The 18,039-nt window shown below is 71.1% G+C and carries 15 protein-coding genes and 1 riboswitch; of the genes, 13 read left to right on the forward strand and 2 right to left on the reverse strand.

Translation table 11 applies throughout. From position 1 onward, the window contains the following. The first annotated feature begins 48 nt into the window (after window positions 1–48). Window positions 49–666 carry a TetR/AcrR family transcriptional regulator gene (locus tag ABF401_RS09020; RefSeq protein ID WP_353509209.1) on the forward strand — a complete coding sequence of 206 codons (618 nt, stop codon included), beginning with the start codon at window positions 49–51 and terminating at the stop codon, window positions 664–666. Here ABF401_RS09020 and ABF401_RS09025 read toward each other — a convergent pair. Further along, on the reverse strand, window positions 608–1,450 hold the full coding sequence (locus ABF401_RS09025) for an alpha/beta hydrolase (RefSeq protein WP_353509210.1): 843 nt from the start codon (window positions 1,448–1,450) through the stop codon (window positions 608–610). The two genes, ABF401_RS09020 and ABF401_RS09025, sit on opposite strands and share 59 nt — an antisense overlap. 103 nt (window positions 1,451–1,553) lie before the next feature. On the opposite strand from ABF401_RS09025, the gene ABF401_RS09030 reads away from it, so the two are divergent. The 10 genes from ABF401_RS09030 (at window position 1,554) to ABF401_RS09075 (ending at window position 13,969) form a co-directional block, all read left to right on the forward strand. Next, window positions 1,554–2,981: a lipopolysaccharide biosynthesis protein gene (locus ABF401_RS09030; protein ID WP_353509211.1), complete on the forward strand. Its 1,428-nt coding sequence runs from the start codon at window positions 1,554–1,556 to the stop codon at window positions 2,979–2,981. A gap of 106 nt (window positions 2,982–3,087) precedes the next feature. Next, the gene (locus ABF401_RS09035; protein WP_353509212.1) at window positions 3,088–4,503 is read left to right on the forward strand and encodes a hypothetical protein; all 1,416 of its coding nucleotides are present in this window, start codon (window positions 3,088–3,090) and stop codon (window positions 4,501–4,503) included. After that, complete coding sequence (locus ABF401_RS09040; RefSeq protein ID WP_353509226.1) at window positions 4,496–5,287, forward strand: PglD-related sugar-binding protein; 792 nt, start codon at window positions 4,496–4,498, stop codon at window positions 5,285–5,287. The genes ABF401_RS09035 and ABF401_RS09040 overlap by 8 nt, the downstream gene beginning before the upstream one ends. Next, window positions 5,284–6,321, forward strand: a complete 1,038-nt coding sequence (locus tag ABF401_RS09045) for an N-acetylneuraminate synthase family protein (protein WP_353509213.1) — start codon at window positions 5,284–5,286, stop codon at window positions 6,319–6,321. Before ABF401_RS09040 ends, ABF401_RS09045 begins: the two co-directional genes overlap by 4 nt. Further along, a complete protein-coding gene (neuC, locus tag ABF401_RS09050) occupies window positions 6,321–7,517 on the forward strand; it encodes a UDP-N-acetylglucosamine 2-epimerase (RefSeq protein ID WP_353509214.1) in 1,197 nt (398 codons plus the stop codon). The genes ABF401_RS09045 and neuC overlap by 1 nt, the downstream gene beginning before the upstream one ends. Then, complete coding sequence (locus tag ABF401_RS09055) at window positions 7,514–8,569, forward strand: sugar phosphate nucleotidyltransferase (protein WP_353509215.1); 1,056 nt, start codon at window positions 7,514–7,516, stop codon at window positions 8,567–8,569. Before neuC ends, ABF401_RS09055 begins: the two co-directional genes overlap by 4 nt. 63 nt (window positions 8,570–8,632) lie before the next feature. After that, entirely contained in the window at window positions 8,633–9,670 is a 1,038-nt protein-coding gene (locus ABF401_RS09060) for an SDR family NAD(P)-dependent oxidoreductase (RefSeq protein WP_353509216.1), read from the forward strand. Further along, window positions 9,667–10,890, forward strand: a complete 1,224-nt coding sequence (locus ABF401_RS09065) for a DegT/DnrJ/EryC1/StrS family aminotransferase (RefSeq protein WP_353509217.1) — start codon at window positions 9,667–9,669, stop codon at window positions 10,888–10,890. Before ABF401_RS09060 ends, ABF401_RS09065 begins: the two co-directional genes overlap by 4 nt. 39 nt (window positions 10,891–10,929) lie before the next feature. Then, window positions 10,930–12,804, forward strand: coding sequence for a Na+/H+ antiporter (locus ABF401_RS09070; protein WP_353509218.1), 1,875 nt, complete (start codon window positions 10,930–10,932; stop codon window positions 12,802–12,804). 31 nt (window positions 12,805–12,835) lie between these two features. Then, complete coding sequence (locus ABF401_RS09075; RefSeq protein ID WP_353509219.1) at window positions 12,836–13,969, forward strand: pyridoxal-phosphate-dependent aminotransferase family protein; 1,134 nt, start codon at window positions 12,836–12,838, stop codon at window positions 13,967–13,969. Between the two features lie 187 nt (window positions 13,970–14,156). Here the strand turns inward: ABF401_RS09075 and ABF401_RS09080 are convergent, their stop codons facing one another. Further along, window positions 14,157–15,479 carry a bifunctional o-acetylhomoserine/o-acetylserine sulfhydrylase gene (locus ABF401_RS09080; RefSeq protein WP_353509220.1) on the reverse strand — a complete coding sequence of 441 codons (1,323 nt, stop codon included), beginning with the start codon at window positions 15,477–15,479 and terminating at the stop codon, window positions 14,157–14,159. Between the two features lie 15 nt (window positions 15,480–15,494). After that, window positions 15,495–15,610, reverse strand: a riboswitch (SAM riboswitch). 146 nt (window positions 15,611–15,756) lie between these two features. On the opposite strand from ABF401_RS09080, the gene ABF401_RS09085 reads away from it, so the two are divergent. Together ABF401_RS09085 and ABF401_RS09090 are read left to right on the forward strand one after the other, a co-directional pair. Beyond that, on the forward strand, window positions 15,757–16,920 hold the full coding sequence (locus ABF401_RS09085; RefSeq protein ID WP_353509221.1) for an acyl-CoA dehydrogenase family protein: 1,164 nt from the start codon (window positions 15,757–15,759) through the stop codon (window positions 16,918–16,920). Beyond that, window positions 16,917–17,939 (forward strand): glycosyltransferase family 2 protein, encoded by a 1,023-nt coding sequence (locus ABF401_RS09090; RefSeq protein WP_502908210.1) that lies wholly within the window; start codon window positions 16,917–16,919, stop codon window positions 17,937–17,939. Before ABF401_RS09085 ends, ABF401_RS09090 begins: the two co-directional genes overlap by 4 nt. Window positions 17,940–18,039 lie beyond the last annotated feature (100 nt).

The following is an 18,039-nucleotide window of genomic DNA, read 5'->3' on the forward strand; positions in this document are numbered from 1 at the left end:
TTGGGTGTAGCGAAAATAGTCGCCGGACTATTCCCCCGGAGGTTGGCGATGCACCAGGGCCCCGGCCGTCCCCGGAACCCAGCAGTGGGCGAGCGGATCCTTCAGGCCGCGCTGGACCTGCTTCGGGGGAGGGGTCCCGGCGCCCTCACCATCGATGCGGTCTCGGCTCGATCCGGCGTGGCACGCACGACCATCTACCGGCGGTTCCCGGACCGTCGGGCGCTCATCGCGGCGACGCTCGACGAGCTGGTCGAGGTGTCGACGCCGGCGCCCGACCTACCGATGGAGGAGAAGCTCAGGTGGGTCCTCGCCGAGGTGCGCCGCCTGGTCGAGGACCGCCTGGGTCGCGGAGGGACAGCCGCAGTCATGGCCGAGTCCGACCCCGACTTCACCACGGCGCTCCGGCACGTCCTGCGGGACCGGTTGGACACCGTTCGGGCGGACATCCAGTCCGACGTGGACAGCGGCGCCCTCGACCGAAGCGTGGATCCGGGGGCGCTGGTCGGACTGCTCCTCGGTGCGTACCTCGCCGCGGTCCTCCAGGACGGGCAAGCGGCCGAGGAGTGGGAGGACAGCACGGTTCAGCTGCTCCTCCGCGGCGCGGACGTCAGGCCACCCGACGCGCCAGGCGCAGGACGGCGTCCGCGACGGCAGGGCCGAACATGACCGGGTCGTTGTGGTCGGCCCCGGGGAGGACGATGCGTTCGACGAGGACGGGCGCCGCGTCGGCCACTCGTGCGCTCAGCTGGGGCGGCACGACGGAATCGCGGTCCCCGTAGATCACCGTCGTGGGAACCGAACTGCTCGCCAGCCGCTGGATCACCTCGAACCGGTCCCTCAGGACCAGCCGCACCGGCAGCCACGGGAAGTGGCGGGCCCCGACGTCGGCGAGCTCGGTGAACGGCGACCGCAGCACGAGGCCAGCGGGCGGCGTCCGTGCCTGCAGGGCGGCGGCCACGCCGGTACCCAAGGACTCTCCGACGTAGATGGTCCGGTTCGGTGGGAAGCCCAGCTCCGTCAGCGCCTGCACAGCGGCGTCGGCGTCAGCGCTGAGCCCCTCCTCACTCGGCGATCCGGGGTTGCCGGCATAACCGCGGTAGTCCATGAGCAACACCGCAAGGCCGCGTCGGCTCAGCTCTCTCGCCAGCCCGGCCCTCCCTGCGCGGTTGCCGCCGTTGCCGGGTGCCAGGAGGACGGCCAGGTCCAGCTGCGCGTCCCCGCCCGCCGGGACGAACCAGGCACCGAGCTCGAGGCCGTCCGACGTGTGCAGGGTGACATCACGAGCTCCGTCGATCACCCGACCTGCGGGTGGAACCGGTGACGAGTCCGGGAAGTAGATGAGCCGACGCTGCAGCCCGGCCATCACGCCGATCGCCACACCGATCACCACACCCACGACGAGGAAGACGAGCAGGATCCGGCGCCCCAACGAGCGGTCCCGCCTGACCATGACCCATCGTGTCCCCTTCCGCCACGCTTCTGCCACCCTGGCAAACCGTCATCTCGGCGGTGTCGAGACGCTTGACGCGATGGGCGATGGATAGGTTCGACGTGTGACTGGGCAAGGCGACGGGGTGGCGGCAACGCCGGCGCAGGGCGCTGCCCATGGGTCGCTCGGCTCGCACTCGGTCGTCTACCTCGTCGGGACCGCCCTGCAGGGGTTGGGCATCCTGCTCATCCTGCCGTTCGCGACGCGGCTGCTCGGGGACGTGGAGTACGGCAAGGTGGCCACCGCGCTCGTCGTCATCCAGATGATCGGGACCATCGCGGCAGCCGGGCTGCCCCAGGTGATCCTGCGGGAGTACCACCGCGGTCCTGATGGTCCGACAGCCGGCCGGGCGCTCGCCGGGACCATGACCCTGTTCGCCGTCGGCATCGCCGTGCTGGGAATCGCTCTCGGTGCGGGTCTCTCGGCAGCCGGCAGGGTCGACCTCCGCGTCTTCATCCTCGTGGTCGTCGCCTCGGCTGCGCTGACCACCGTCGTTGCCGGGCAGTCCTTGTCGCGGGCCAGGCTACGGCCCTTCGAGTTCCTCGCGCTGGCGGTCGCCGCCACAGTCGTCGCCCATCTGGCTGGCTTGCTCGCCGCCAAGGGCGACCGCGCGGGACTGACCTATCTCACCGCCTACACCGTGGCGCTCGTCCTGGCGGCGGTCGTCGCCATTGCCATCGGGCGACCACTGCTGCCGACCGCTGCACGCGAGCGGACTCGGGCGGGACTCCGGCTCGCCGCGCCGCTCCTGCCCCAGGCAGTGGCGATGCTCGGCCTGCTCATGGGCGACGTCCTGCTCGTCAACGTCCTCCTGGGGCAGGCCGCCGCGGGCGCCTACCAGGTCGCGCTCCAGCTGGCCAACATGCCCTTCGTCCTCGCGGTCGCGCTCTTCAACGCCTGGGGCCCGCTCGTCCTGTCGCACCCGCTGGGGGACCGCTGGCGCTGGACCGCACGGACCGGCACGTCCCTTGTCGTCGTCGTCGGCGTGGGCGCGGCAGGCGTCGCGCTCCTCGGGCCGTGGCTCGTCCGCGTCATGGCGCCGGGCTTCCCGCAGCGCTCGATGTCGGTCTCGCTCGGGCTCATCGCCATCGTGTCCGTGGCCTACATGGTCTACCAGGGCGCGTCTCTTGCCGTTCTTGACCACGAGCGCACCGGGCGCCTGGCCATCGCCGCCGCGATCGCGGTCGTCGTCCTCGTCGCCGCGGCCGCCTGGCTGAGCGACCCGGCGGGAATCGCGGGAGTGGCCTCGGCCAAGGCCGTCGCCTACGTCGTGCTCATGGCGGTCACGGTCCAGGCCGCACGGACCCTGACACCTCTCCGGTTCGACCCGCGGCTCTGGGTCGCGGGTGCCGCCGCCGCGGCGCTCTGCGTGGCCGGGGCCCTCCTGCCCAGCACCGGGACGGGCGCGCTCGTCCGCCTGGTGCTCGTGGTGGCCCTGGCCGCGGTCGCCGTGGCCCTCGCGCCACGCGTCCTGCGCAGCATGCGCGGCTAGGATGACGACCGCCGGAAACCCGGCCGCCCGCTGACCGAGCGCACCCAGGGGAGTGAGCTCAGCGGCATACGGCATCGAATCACGACAAGCTGAGGAGCACGCCTTCGTGGTGACACCGCTGGTCCACATGGGACTCGGCTACGACGATCTGCTCGTGCCCGCCCTCGTGCATGCGGGGTTCGACACGAAGGACCTGATCCTCGTTGTCCGCACCGACGCCAACCTCGCGTGGACCCGACGCCACGCGCCCCTCGCCACGACGGTGCGGCTGCCCTACGCCGCCGCCCGCAAGGCCAACGTCGTCAGCGGCCTCGCTCCCCATGCTGCGCTCAAACGGGCCTGCGCCGGCGTCGGGCTCGACGTCCTCGACCTGCTCGTCAGCGAGCGAGCCCTGCGCCGCAACCGGGTCGACACGGCGATGAACTTCCTCAACCTCGCGTCGGAGCACCTCGAGCAGGCGATCGCCGGGCGGGGTCCCGTCCTCGCGCTCACCGAGTTCACGGTGACGTCCGAGCTGCTCACGGCCGGGCTCGTCATGCACCACGGCGGACTCGCGACGTGGCCCCGGGGCATCCGGCTTCCCTCCGACCGCTTCGGGCTCATCGGGGCCCCCCAAGGGATCACGCTGTTCGAGCGGCCGGTGGAGGACCCCGGGGCTGTGGATGCAGGCACGCGGTTCATCGACACGTGGCGCACCGAGCAGGGCCGGCCGATGGGCTACGCCCGCAACCTCGAGGTCGAGTCCGGCCAGGAAGTCTGGCGCCTGGCGACCGACCGGGTGCGCGAGTTCGCCGTCGACCGGGGCGCGAACCTGCAGCTGCCCAAGCCCAGCGACTACGCCCGGCTCCCGTGGCTCAACCCGCTCAAGGCGCGGCTCAACCTGCGCGAGTACCAGTCCCGGCGCTGGGACCCCTTGCCGGACCGCTTCGTCTTCCTGCCGCTGCAGGTGCAGCCGGAGTCGAGCATCGACGTCATGGGCCAGGAGTGGCGCGACCAGGCCTACACCGCCCGGGTGCTCGCAGATGTCTTGGCCCCGTTGGGAATCGGAGTCGCAGTCAAGGAGCACGCTCATTTCATGTGGCGTCGGGACCCGGACTACTGGCCGCAGTTCGACGTCCACCCGAACATCGCGACGATCGACCCGTTCGCCGACTCCCGCGAGCTGATGCAACAGGCCGTCTTCACCGTGACCGCCACCGGCACCGTGGGGTTGGAGGCCGGGCTGCTCGGGCTGCCGGTCATCACGGGGGCGGAGATGCCGTGGAGCCGGCTCGGCAACGTGCTCCGGCTCGCCACGCCCGACGACCTCGTCGGGTTCGTCGAGGCGCGTGGCTGGGAAGGGCTGCGCGCCACGCAGGCCGAGATCGACGAGTGGTTCGTCACCTCGTATGTCCGAAACTCGTGGAAGGGCCTGGTCCTCGACCCACCGCGGGTGCCTGCCGTGCTGGAGCCGCAAAACATCCGCCGCATCGGTGACGCCTTCGCCGAGGCCGCCGGCACGCTCGGGGGCCGTGATGGATGAGATGCCGTATGCCGCTGGGCTTGGCCCGCGGTCTGCTGACGGTGTGCGTGTGGCCGGGTGGGTCGTCTTCGGGGCCGGTGGGCACGCGCGCTCGGTCGTCGACGTGCTCGAGCGGCTCGGCGAGTCCGTGGTGGCCGTTGTCGGTGAAGCCGGCGGGCGGGCTTGGCACGTCGACGTGCTCGCGGACGAGGAGGAGGCCCTGGAGCGTGTCGTGAGAGAAGGCCTGCGAGCGGCCGTCGCCATCGGCGCGCCCGAGCCACGACTGGCCTTGCTCCCCCGCCTGGGCGCCCAACCCTCTGAGTCGAGTGTGCAGAACGTGCCGGCGCGAAGTGCACACTCGAGTGAGGGTGGGCCGGCGCGAAGTGCACACTCGAGTGAGGGTGGGCCGGACGTCTCGTCGAGAGTGCAGTTCGCGCCGGCTGTCGTCGCCGTCTCGGCGACGGTGGCCCCTGACGTGCAGCTCGGGGCTGGGTCCGTCGTCCTCGAGCACGCGCATGTCGGCCCCGCCGCCCGGCTGGGGGCCGGCGTCATCGTCAACACGGGCGCCATCGTCGAGCACGACTGCGTCGTCGGCGACGGTGGGCACATCGCTCCGGGAGCCGTGCTCCTCGGATCAGCGTCAGTGGGGGCGGCCTGCCTCGTCGGGTCCGGAGCCCGCATCCTGCCCGGCGTCACGGTGGGGTCCGACGTGACGATCGGAGCCGGGGCCGTCGTCACGCGTGACGTCCCTGACGGGGTGACGATCACCGGAGTCCCTGCACGTGCTGAGAGCGTGCACCGATGAGGCCAGTCACCATCGCGGCTGTGGAGATCCCGACCGCCGAGGACGTCTACGTCATCGCCGAGGCTGGCGTGAACCACAACGGCGACCTCGACCTCGCCCACCGGTTGGTCGACATCGCGGCATCGTCCGGCGCGGACGCCGTGAAGTTCCAGACCTTCTCGCCGGACAAGCTCGTCTCGTCGGCCGCCGCGACGACGCCCTACCAGCGCGATCGCGGCGGCTCGTCCGACCAGCGCTCGCTCCTCGAGTCGCTCACCCTGCCGGAGACCGCGTGGGCCGAGCTGCGCGACCATGCGACCGACTCGGGGATCACGTTCCTGTCGACGCCTTTCGACCTGGACAGCGCGGAGCTGCTCGTGGGGCTCGGCCTCCCGGCTCTCAAGGTCAGCTCCGGGGAGCTGACGAACCTGCCCTACCTGGAGCAGCTCTCGACCCTTGGGGTGACCCTGCTCGTGTCGACCGGGATGGGCACGGCCGACGAGGTGGCCCGGGCGGTCGAGGCCTGCCGTGAGGCGCCCGGCCTCATCCTCTTCCACTGCGTCTCGGCGTATCCCGCCCCCATCGAGGAGTGCAACCTGCGGGCGATCCCGGCGATGGCCGCGGCCCATGGCCACCCGGTCGGCTGGTCCGACCACACGCCGGGCCTGACGACGGCGCTGGGCGCCGTGGCCCTCGGCGCGCCGATCCTCGAGAAGCACTTCACAGCGGACCGGACCCTTCCCGGGCCCGACCACGCGGCGAGCCTGGAGCCGGACGCCCTGGCCGAGTACGTCTTCGCGACGAAGCAGCTCGCCCGGGCGCTCGGCGACGGCGTCAAGCGGCGGATGCCCTCCGAGGAGGAGAACGCCACGCTCGTGCGCCGGTCCTGGCATGCCGCCGTCGACCTGCCCGTGGGGACCATCCTCGACGGTGCGCACCTGGCGCTGCTGCGACCCGAGGGCGGCATCAGCCCGGGCGCGGACATCCGGGGCCGCGTCGTCGTTCGACCCGTCCCTGCGGGGGCGCCCGTCACCGACTCCGACCTGGACGCCTGATGGCCACGACGCGCACCGTGGCCGTCTTCGTCGGCACGCGGGCCGACCTCGGCCCCCTGACGCCCGTCATCGAGGCGCTGGCCGACGCACCCGACGTCGACCTTCACCTGCTCACCGGGGTCATGTACGGCGCGGACGACCTCGACCGTGCCCTTCCGGGGGTCTCCGCATCGGGTGCCGTGGTGCACGGGCTGGCGGAGCCGATGAGCGTCGTCTCCGTCGAGGCGCAGCTGGAGCACGGAGCCCGGCTCTCCGTCGCCGTCGGCGGGGCGCTGGAGGAGATCGGGGCCGAGGTCCTCGTCGTCCTCGGGGACCGTTGGGAGCTGCTCTACGTCGTGCCCCCGGCCGTCCTTCTCGGGGTGCCGATCGTGCATCTCCACGGCGGCGAGGTGACCGAGGGCGCCGTCGACGAGCGGGTCCGCCACGCGGTGACCAAGCTCGCGGACGAGCACTGCGTCGCCTCGCCGGACGCCGCGCGGCGACTCAGGCAGCTGGGGGAGCCGAGGGAGCGCATCCACGTCACCGGCGCACCGGGGCTCGACCGGCTCGCCGCGGCACCAGCCCTGGGGGACGACGCGCTGGCCGGTCTGCTCGGGATCGACCGCGTCGAGCGGCCCGTCGCGCTCTTCACCTACCACCCGCCGACCGCCCAGACCGGAGCCCCCGTCGGAGACTGGGCTCGCGAGGCCGCCGAGGCGACGCTCGCCGTGTGCGGGACGGTCATCGCCACGCATCCGGGGATGGACGAGGGGCGGGACGACATCGTCGCGGCCCTGTCGGCGCTCGCCGCGGCAGAGCCCCGGCTGCGACTCGTCACGGCCCTCGGGCGGGACTACCCAGCCGTCCTCAACGCGGTGGACGTCGTCGTCGGCAACTCGTCCTCGGGCGTCATCGAGGCAGCCACCCTGCACAAGCCGGCCGTCGACGTCGGCGACCGTCAGCGCGGCCGGCTGCGGGGCGACAACGTCATCCATGCCGAGGAGGGCCGGGCGGCGGTCGAGGAGGCGGTCCGCCTCGCGCTGTCCCCGGAGGGCAGGGCCAGGGCGGTCGCGACCGCCAACCCCTACGGCACCGGCGACGCGAGCCGTCGCATCCTCGATATCGTGCGAAGCGCCGGGTCGTCCGGCCGGGTCAAGCGCTTCTCCGACGTGGACGGAACCATGGTCGGAGAGCTCGACGAGGAGGTGAGGCAGTGAGCCAGCGGGAGCTGATGCGGGCAACTGCAGCGAGCACGGCCACACTCCGCGACGCCCTCCTCGTCATCGACCGGAGCGGCACCAGCGTGTGCCTGCTCGTCGACGATGCCGGGCGGCTCGCCGGGCTGCTCACCGACGGCGACCTGCGGCGGGCCATCCTGCGGGGCAGGAGCCTCGACGACCTCGCCCTTGACCACGCGACGAAGTCACCGCACACCGTGGCCGCCGGCTCGCCACGAGCGCTCGTCCTCGACCTGCTCGCCGCCCTGCACGTCTCGGCCGTGCCGGAGGTCGACGCAGAGGGCACACTCGTCGGGCTGCACACCCTGTCCGACGTCGTCGGCGCCAGGCCGCTGCCCAACGTCGCGGTGATCATGGCCGGCGGACGGGGAAGCCGTCTCGGCGACCTCACTGACGACACGCCGAAGCCCCTCATGACCGTCGCCGGGCGGTCGATCATCGAGTGGATCATCCTCGGCCTCGTCGGCGACGGCATCCGCGACATCCACGTCAGCGTCAACTACCTCGCCGACCGGATCGAGGAGCACCTCGGGGACGGATCGAGGCTCGGGTGCTCGGTGCGATACCTGCGTGAGGACCCCGAACGGCCCCTCGGTACGGCCGGATCCCTGACCCTGCTCCGTGCCGAGCGGCCCGACCTCGCGGATGCCGTGCTCGTCATGAACGGAGACCTCATGGTCCAGTTCGACGCCGTCGACCTGCTGCACACCCACGCCCGCACCGGCGCGACGCTGACGGTGGCGACCCGCAGCTACCAGCACGAGGTCCCCTTCGGCGTCGTCGAGGAGAGCGGGGGCCGGGTGACCGGGCTCCGCGAGAAGCCCACCCTCACCCTCGACATCAACGCCGCCGTCTACGCCATCGAGCCGCGGGCGCTCGCGTGGGTGCCCGAGGGTCGGGCGAGCGGGATGCCGGACCTCGTCGAGACCTGCCTCGAGAAGGGTGAGGTCGTCACGGCGTGGCACCTCGGCAGCGACTGGATCGACGTCGGCACCCCCAGCGACCTCGCCCGAGCGAAAGGTCAGGCGTGAGCGCCGCCGAGCTCAGCGGCATACGGCATGGTTGACGAAACCCAGGACAACGAAAAGGCCACTGTGACAATCGAACTGACCTCTCGGCCCATCGACGGATCCATCGCTGGCAAGACCGTGCTCGTCACCGGGTCCGATGGTTTCATCGGCAGCCACACCGTCGAGCGGCTGCTGGCTGACGGCGCGCAGGTGCGGGCATTCTGCCTCTACAACTCCAACGGTTCGATGGGATGGCTGGACCAGAGCGACGTCTTCGCGAAGGCGCTGCGGGACGGCCAGGCGGAGGTCGTCCTCGGCGACGTCCGCGACCCGGAGCACGTCGCCGCGTCCGTCGAGGGCGCCGACGTCGTCCTGCACCTCGCCGCGCTCATCGCCATCCCGTTCTCCTACGTGGCGCCGCGGTCCTACGTCGAGACGAACGTCATCGGCACTCTCAACGTCCTCGAGGCGGTGCGACGGCACGGCACGCCGCGGATGGTGAACACCTCCACCTCGGAGGTCTACGGCACGCCGGAGCAGGTGCCGATCACCGAGTCACACCCCTTGCGAGGGCAGTCGCCCTACTCGGCCACGAAGATCTCCGCGGACAAGCTGTGCGAGTCCTATGCGCTGTCCTTCGAGACGCCGGTCATGACGCTGCGCCCCTTCAACACGTTCGGTCCGCGCCAGTCGGCCCGGGCGGTCATCCCCACGGTCCTGTCGCAGCTGCTCGCCGGCGCGGACGAGGTTCGCCTCGGCGACGTGACCCCGAAGCGTGACTTCACCTTTGTCACCGACACCGCCGACGGCTTCGTCCGGGCGGCCCTCACCGACGTGGCGCCGGGCACGACGATCCAGCTCGGCACCGGGCGGACCGTGTCGATCGGTGAGGTCGTCGACCTGTGCCGGACGGTGACGGGCAGCACGGCCGAGATCGTCACCGAGCAGGCACGGATCCGCCCGGAGGGGTCCGAGGTGCAGGTCCTCCTGTCGGATCCAGGGCGCGCCAACGAGGTGCTCGGCTGGGCGCCTGCGGTGTCGCTCGAGGAGGGGCTGGCCCGGACGGCCGAGTGGCTCCGCCCCCGAGTCGACCTCGAGACGGCTGCGAGGTACCACCGGTGACCCCGCCGATGACGCCCCCGATGACCGGGCGGCTCGAGGCAGGCGGGGGAGCGGGCGAGACGCACGCCCCCGGTGCGCGCGTCGCGGGGATGATCCCGCTCGCCGTGCCGAACATCGGCGCGCTCGAGCGCCACTACGTCGTCGAGGCCGTGGAGTCGGGCTACGTGTCGTCCGTGGGTCCCTTCGTGGCCGAGTTCGAGGACCGTTTCGCCCACCGGGTGGGGGCGCGGCACGCCGTCGCCTGTGCCACTGGGACGGCAGCGATCCACATCGGTCTCGTCCTGCTCGGGGTGGAGCGCGGCGACGAGGTGTTCTGCTCGGACTTCACCTTCGTCGGGTCGGTCAACCCGATCGCCTACCTCGGTGCCCGGCCCGTGTTCGTCGACTCGGAGACGCGGACGTGGAACCTCGACCCGGCGCTCCTCGCGGCCGAGCTCGACCGCCGCGCGTCGGCAGGGGAGCCACTGCCCACGGTGGTCGAGGTCGTCCACGTGCTCGGCCAGCCGGCCGACCTGGAGCCCATCGTCGACGCATGCGAGCGCCACGGGATCGCCATTCTCGAGGACGCGGCGGAGTCGCTCGGAGCCGGCTGGTCGGCGGGCCGGTACTCCGGGAAGCACACCGGGACTGTCGGTCGGGTCGGTTGCTTCTCCTTCAACGGCAACAAGATCGCGACGACGGGTGGTGGCGGCATGATCGTCACCGACGACGACGAGCTCGCGGCGCGGGCACGGCACCTGACGACGCAGGCGAAGGTGCCCGATGTGGGCTACCTCCACGACGAGGTGGGCTACAACTACCGCCTGACCAACATCGCGGCGGGTCTGGGGCTCGCGCAGCTGGAGCGGCTGGACGACTTCGTGGCCGCGAAGCACCGCATCGCGGCGCGCTACGACGAGGCGCTCCGGGGGCTGCCCCTCAACCTGCCGCCGCGTGTGACCGGACTCGACGCGACGTACTGGCTCTACTCCGTCCTCGTCGAGGAGGCAGACGGCCGCGGCCGGGACGAGCTGCTCGCCCACCTCGAGCACCATGGGGTCGGCGCGAGGGCACTGTGGCGGCCGCTGCACGCACAGCCGCCCTTTGCCGACGCGCCGGTGCTGGGCGGTCGGGTCGGCGACGACCTGTTCCGCCGGGGGCTCTCGCTGCCCTGTGCCACCGACCTCACGGACCGCGACCAGTCCCGGGTCATCGACGCCATGCACTCGTTCTTCGCCTGACCGGCGCTGCGGCAGATTGCGCTGCGGCAGGATGGCGCTGTGGAGATCGCCATCGGGCTGCTCGCAGTGGCTGCCACGGTTCTCGTCGGAGCCTGGGCGTCGGAACGAACCGGACTGCCCACGCCGCTCGTCCTCATCCTCGTCGGGATCATCGGTTCCTACCTGCCGTTCGTCCCCGAGGTGGCCCTGAGCCCCGAGGTCGTGCTCTTCGGCGTGCTGCCCCCGCTGCTCTATGCCGCCGCCATCCAGACCTCGCTCGTCGACTTCCGCGCCAACCGGGCAGCGATTCTCATGCTCTCGGTCGGGCTCGTCCTGTTCACGGCCCTCGGCGTCGGCGTCTTCCTGTGGTGGCTCCTCGGCCTTCCCTTCGGGGTTGCCTTCGCTGTCGGCGCGATCGTGGCCCCGCCCGATGCCGTCGCGGCAACCGCCGTCGGCCGACAGATCGGGCTGCCCCGGCGGATCGTCTCGATCCTGGAGGGGGAGTCGCTCGTCAACGATGCAACCGCGCTCGTGTCGCTGCGCACGGCGCTCGCCGCAGCGGGCCTCGTCGCGAGCTCTGTGGGCGAGGTGACCTTCGGCGCTGTCGTGGTCGACTTCCTCCGAGCGGCTCTCGGCGGGGTCGCGGTCGGACTGCTCGTCGCCGTCATCGTCGACCAGGTCCGCAGGCGGATCAGCAACGACGCGACCTTCGACACCGTGCTGTCCTTCATGGCGCCGTTCGCCGCGTACGTCCCGGCCGAGAACCTGCACGCATCGGGCGTCATCGCCGTCGTCACGACGGGACTCGTGCTCGGGCACAAGTCACCCCGATCCCAGCCCGGCGCGTCGCGTCTCTCGGAGCGGATCAACTGGCGCTCGGTCCAGTTCCTGCTCGAGAACGCGGTCTTCCTCCTCATCGGCCTCCAGGCCTTCTACGTCCTCGACCGGGTGCGCGCGTCGGAGCTGTCCACCGGCACGATCACAGCCGCAGCGCTCGGCACCCTCGTCCTCGTGCTCCTGCTCCGTCCGGCCTGGGTGTTCCCCTTCAAGGCTCTGTCCCGGCGCCACCATCCGGAGCGCGGACGCTGGGCGGCGGCGGCGGTCATCTCGTGGGCGGGCATGCGTGGCGTGGTCACCCTCGCCGCCGCGCAGCTGCTGCCTGCCGCGACGCCACACCGTGACGTGCTCATCCTCATCGCGGTGGTCGTCACCATCGGGACACTGCTCCTCCAGGGAACGACGCTGCCGGCCCTCGCCCGGCGCCTCGGGGTCCGGGGCCCCAACCCACGAGAGGACGCCCTGCAGGCCGCGACCATCATGTCGGCCGCGACCCGCGCCGGCCTCGCCGTGCTCGACTCGGAGACGAACATCGACGACGAGACCAGGAAGGCGTTGCGCGAGCGGTCCGAGGACCGGCTCAACCAGCTGTGGGAGCGGCTCGGGCGCAGGGGCGCCGACGTGTCGGAAACGCCGAGCGAGCAGTACCGCCGGGTGCGGATGGAGATGCTCGACGCGGAGCGGGAAACCGTCCTCGTCCTGCGTGACGAGGGCCGGGCGGACCACGAGGTGCTCCGAGTCGTGCTGGCGGCCCTCGACCTCGAGGAGACGATGCTCGACCGCGTCGAGGACCACGAGGAGCGAATACGCGAGCAGATGCTGCCGGTGGAGGCGATCGACGCGCCGTGCGAGCACCTCGAGGACGCCGGTCTGACGACGGACGTCGCCCTGCCCGGAGCGTGCGCCGAGTGCCATGTGGCCGGCACGTCGTGGGTGCACCTTCGGCTCTGCTTGGAGTGCGGCCACGTCGGCTGCTGCAACTCGTCCTCGGGCCGGCACGCCGACGCACACTTCCGGGAGACGGGACACCCGGTGATGCGGAGCATCGAGCCGGGTGAGTCGTGGCGCTGGTGCTACGTCGACGAGCTGCTCGGCTGACTGTGAGGGTGGCTGACCGTAGGTTGGGGTCATGGAACTCCCTCGCGCCGATGTCGACCCCGGCGGCCTCCTCGAGTACTCGGTCGTCTTCACGGACCGCTCCCTCAACCACATGTCCCAGCGGTTCATCCGCGCGATGCAGGACGTCGTTGACGTGCTGCGGACGACCTACCGCGCGGGCAGCGTCGCGGTCGTCCCCGGCGGCGGAACCGTCGCGATGGAGTCAGTGGCCCGGCAGCTCATCACCGGCCGTCGGGCCCTCGTCATCCGCAACGGGTTCTTCTCGTACCGCTGGTCGCAGATCCTGGAGACCGGCTCGGTCACGAGCGACGTCATCGTGTGCAAGGCACGCCCGGACGGACCGGCCCGTGACGCCGCGTGGACACCCCCTCCGGTGGACGAGGTGGTCGAGGCCATCCGGCGAGAGCGCCCGGCCGTCGTCCTCGCCGCGCACGTCGAGACGGCATCGGGGCTGCTGCTGCCGGACGCGTACGTGCGGGCGGTCGGGGCAGCGACCCATGAGGTCGGTGGCCTGTTCGTGCTCGACGCCATCGCATCGGGCGCGCTGTGGGTCGACATGCAGGGGGCCGACGTGGACGTCCTCATCAGTGCGCCGCAGAAGGGCTGGAGCGGAACCCCGGGTGCCGGCTACGTCATGCTCGGCGATCGCGGTCGGGCGGCCGTGGAGGCGTCCCGGACGACGAGCTTCGCCCTCGACCTGGGCAGGTGGCTGTCGATCACGGACGGCTACGTGGAGGGCCGGGCCGCCTACCACCTGACGATGCCCACCGACGCGCTGGCGCGCAATGCGGCCACGATGCGGGAGACCGAGGAGCGCGGGTTGGAATCCTTGCGCGCGGCCCAGCTCGATCTCGGCAGCAAGGTGCGGGGGCTGCTCGCCGGACGGGGCTTCCGCTCGGTCGCGGCCGAGGGCTTCGAGGCGCCGGGCGTCGTCGTCGTCCACACGGACGACCCCGGCCTGCAGTCCGGCGCCACGTTCCGGCAGGTCGGCATCCAGGCCGCAGCCGGGGTGCCGCTCATGTGCGACGAGCCGGCCGACTTCTCCACGTTCCGCATCGGCCTGTTCGGCCTGGACAAGCTGGCCGACGTCGACGGCACCGTCGCGCGGCTGGCAGCGGCACTGGACCGGCTACCGGTTGGCTGAACCCGGCCACGCGCCGGCCTGGCGAGGTCGCGAGCCGGCCCAGCGGCATACGGCAAGAAGGGCCCTCGCCTCTCACGCGCGGTGCAGGTCGGGTCGCATCCGGTGTCGCAAGGGCGACACCGGATGCGACCCGGAGCGCGACCTACCGGTGCGTGACTTTGGCGACCGGCCGGGACGCTCGACTGGGTCAGGCCTTGGCGGCGGCGAAGCCCTGCTCGAGGTCGGCGATGATGTCGTCGATGTGCTCGATCCCGACGGACAGGCGCACGAGCCCGGGCGTCACGCCCGCCGCGAGCCGGTCGGAGTCCGGGCCCTGCGAGTGCGTCGTCGACGCGGGGTGGATGACGAGCGAGCGGACGTCACCGATGTTGGCGACGTGGCTGTGCAGCGTCAGGCCCTCGACGAACTTCTTCCCGGCCTCGAGACCGCCTGCGATCTCGAAGGACAGGACGGCGCCGGCGCCCCGCGGCAGGTACTTCTCCGCGAGGTCGTGGTTGGGGCTGTCCGGCAGCGACGCCCAGATGACCCGCTCGACCTGGTCGTGGCCCTGGAGGAACGCGGCCACCTGGTGCGCGTTCTCGAGGTGCCGGTCGATGCGCAGGCTGAGCGTCTCGATGCCCTGCCCGATGAGGAACGCGCTGAACGGCGAGATGGCGTTGCCGAGGTCTCGGAGCAGCTGGACGCGAGCCTTGAGGATGAAGGCCAGGTTGACCCCGAAGGCCCCGTCCTTGCCGAGGTCGCGCGCGTAGACGAGGCCGTGGTAGCTCGGGTCGGGGGTGTTGTAGTTCGGGAACCGCTCCGGGTCGGCGCCGAAGTCGAAGTTGCCGGAGTCGACGATGGCCCCGGCGATCGTCGTCCCGTGACCGCCGAGGTACTTCGTCGCGGCGTGCACGACGATGTCGGCGCCGTATTCGATGGGGCGCAGCAGGTAGGGCGTCGCGATGGTGTTGTCGACGACGAGCGGCACACCGATCTCGTGGGCGACGGCAGCGACCGCCTCGATGTCGAGGATCTCCGACTTCGGGTTGGCGATCGTCTCGCCGAAGAAGAGCTTCGTGTTGGGTCGGGCGGCGGCACGCCAGGACTCCGCATCGGCGGTGTCCTCGACGAAGGTCACCTCGATGCCGAGCTTGGGCAGGGTGTTCTCGAAGAGGTTGTACGTGCCGCCGTAGAGCGCCGGGCTCGCGACGACGTGGTCACCGGCCTGCGCGATGTTGATGATGGCGAAGAACGTCGCGGACATCCCCGAGCTGAGCAGGAGCGCCCCGACGCCGCCCTCGAGCGAGGCGAGGCGCTTCTCGATGGCGTCCTGCGTGGGGTTCATGATCCGCGTGTAGATGTTGCCGAGCTCCGAGAGTGCGAAGAGGTTCTTCGCGTGCTCGGTGTCGTTGAAGACGTAGGACGTCGTCTGGTAGATCGGCAGCGCGCGGGCGCCCGTCGCCGGGTCGGCCTGCTCCTGTCCCACGTGGATCTGCCGCGTCTCGAAGGACCAGTTGGGGGTGTCACTCATGGCGTGCTTTCCTCACACTCGCGCTTGCGCGCCGGCGGTCGCCGGCGGCCAGGTCCTCACCCGGGGCACCCCGCCGCGTAGCGAGGGTTGCCGGTCAGCGAGCCGGGGCCGTGACGCTGACACTCATGACCTTCGCCGGGATGGTATGCCGCTGGGCTCGCTCCCAGCGTGCGTGTCCTCATGGTGGACGGCTGCGTCACAGCCGGGCCCGGTGGCCCGGTGGCGTCAATCACGTGGACGTCCTACTAATTGTGTCCCGCGGGTAGCATGGCCGACTGTGACGAGCACTGACTTCGACCTGTTCCGGACCAGCGAGGACCACGAGGCACTCCGCGAGGCGGTGCGCGCGGTTGCCGAGGACAAGATCGCCCCCTTCGCCGCCGCCGTCGACGAGGAGGCGCGCTACCCGCAGGAGGCGCACGATGCCCTCGTGGCATCGGACTTCTTCGCACCCCACGTGCCGGAGGAGTACGACGGTGTGGGCGCCGATGCCCTTGCGACGTGCATCGTCATCGAGGAGGTGGCCCGCGTCGATGCGTCCGCCAGCCTCATCCCCGCGGTCAACAAGCTCGGCTCGCTACCGCTCATCCTTGCGGCCACCGAGGACGTCAAGCGGAGGTACCTGCCGCCGCTCGCCCACGGTGAGACGACGTTCTCCTACGGACTGTCCGAGCGGGAGGCCGGCTCCGACACCGCGTCGATGAAGTGCCGCGCGAGGCAGGAGGGCGAGGACTGGGTCCTCAACGGGCAGAAGTCGTGGATCACCAACGCAGGCGTCTCGGAGTACTACACGGTTCTCGCGGTCACCGACCCCGACGGCCCGCGCGGCAACAACGTCACCGCCTTCGTCGTCGAGAAGTCCGACGAGGGCTTCACGTTCGGGGAGAAGGAGCGCAAGCTCGGGATCAAGGGCAGCCCCACCCGCGAGCTGCACTTCGACAACGTCCGTATCCCGGGCGACCGGATCGTCGGCGAGGTCGGCGACGGCCTCAAGATCGCGCTGCGCACGCTCGACCACACGCGCGTGACGATCGGGGCGCAGGCGATCGGGATCGCCCAGGGCGCGCTCGACCAGGCCATCGCCTACGTCAAGGAGCGCAAGCAGTTCGGCAAGCACATCGCCGACTTCCAGGGCATCCAGTTCATGCTCGCGGACATGGCGATGGAGGTCGAGGCGGCCCGGCAGATGGTCTACGTCGCGGCGGCCAAGTCCGAGCGTGGGGACAGGGACCTGTCCTTCTTCGGTGCGGCGGCCAAGTGCTATGCCTCCGACGTCGCGATGAAGGTGACGACGGACGCGGTCCAGCTGCTCGGTGGCGCCGGCTACACGAAGGACTTCCCGCTCGAGCGCATGATGCGAGACGCCAAGATCACACAGATCTACGAGGGCACCAACCAGATCCAGCGCATCGTCATGGCGCGTCAGCTGCTCAAGATGTGACCGGTAGTCTGCCTGCGACCGCCAGCCCCCGAGTCCGAAGCGGACGACCCGTGCACGAAGTTCCTTCCGTCAGTGTCATCTTGCCCATCCTCAACGAGGAGCGGCACCTCGCCGAAGCCGTCGCCATGGTGCTCGCGCAGGACTACACCGGACCCCTGGAGGTGGTCCTCGCGCTGGGGCCCTCGAGCGATCGCACCGACGAGGTCGCGGCGCGACTCGCGGCCGAGGACCCACGCGTTCACACCGTGCCGAACCCGAGTGGTCGCACTCCTGACGCGCTGAACGCAGCGATCGCTGCTGCCAGCGGGGACATCATCGTCCGGGTGGACGGCCACTCACACATCCCACCCGGCTACGTGTCCACGGCCGTCCGCGAGCTCGTGCGAGTCGGTGCCGACAACGTCGGTGGCATCATGGACGCGCAGGGAGTCACCGCGTTCGAGCGTGCCGTCGCCTGTGCGATGAGGAGCCGGATCGGCGTCGGCAACTCTGCCTTCCATGTCGGCGGAGCCGCCGGCGAGGCCGCAACGGTCTACTTGGGTGCCTTCCGGCGCGAGGCGCTCGAGAAGGTCGGTGGGTATGACGCGCACTTCGCCCGCGCCCAGGACTGGGAGATGAACCACCGGATCCGCGAGGCAGGAGGCAAGGTCTGGTTCACTCCCGAGCTGCGAGTCACGTATCGCCCTCGCAGCAGCGTCCGAGCCCTGGCCAAGCAGTACTTCCAGTACGGGCGCTGGCGACACGTCGTGGCTCGCCGGCACGAGGGCACGATCAACCCTCGTTACCTCGCACCACCCGCGATGGTGCTTGGCACCACCTTGGCGACCATCGTGGGATGCTTCTGGGCGCCTGCCTGGGCCGTTCCGGCGACCTACGCGGCGGGCCTGATCGTCGGCGGGTTCGCCATCAGCCGGGGCGAGCCGGCAGGTACGCGTGCTCTCGCGCCGTTCGTGCTTGCCACGATGCACTGGTCATGGGGTGTCGGCTTCCTCACCAGCCCCCGGCGTCTGGCCCGGTAGCGCCCCTGCGATGTCCAGCACGGCCAGGGCGGCCCGCTCACCCACGCAGCGCTGGCTCGCATTGGCGACGGTCCAGGCGTTCAGGCGCTCACGCTCGGTC

Origin of the sequence: Intrasporangium sp., assembly GCF_040414665.1 — a bacterium.
Taxonomy (GTDB): domain Bacteria; phylum Actinomycetota; class Actinomycetes; order Actinomycetales; family Dermatophilaceae; genus Intrasporangium.

Coding starts and splice junctions, on each gene's coding strand:
- ABF401_RS09020 (WP_353509209.1), top strand. CDS start 49: ATGCACCAGGGCCCCGGCCGTCCCCGGAACCCAGCAGTGGGCGAGCGG.
- ABF401_RS09025 (WP_353509210.1), bottom strand. CDS start 1,450: ATGGTCAGGCGGGACCGCTCGTTGGGGCGCCGGATCCTGCTCGTCTTC.
- ABF401_RS09040 (WP_353509226.1), top strand. CDS start 4,496: ATGGATGAGATGCCGTATGCCGCTGGGCTTGGCCCGCGGTCTGCTGAC.
- ABF401_RS09045 (WP_353509213.1), top strand. CDS start 5,284: ATGAGGCCAGTCACCATCGCGGCTGTGGAGATCCCGACCGCCGAGGAC.
- neuC (WP_353509214.1), top strand. CDS start 6,321: ATGGCCACGACGCGCACCGTGGCCGTCTTCGTCGGCACGCGGGCCGAC.
- ABF401_RS09075 (WP_353509219.1), top strand. CDS start 12,836: ATGGAACTCCCTCGCGCCGATGTCGACCCCGGCGGCCTCCTCGAGTAC.
- ABF401_RS09080 (WP_353509220.1), bottom strand. CDS start 15,479: ATGAGTGACACCCCCAACTGGTCCTTCGAGACGCGGCAGATCCACGTG.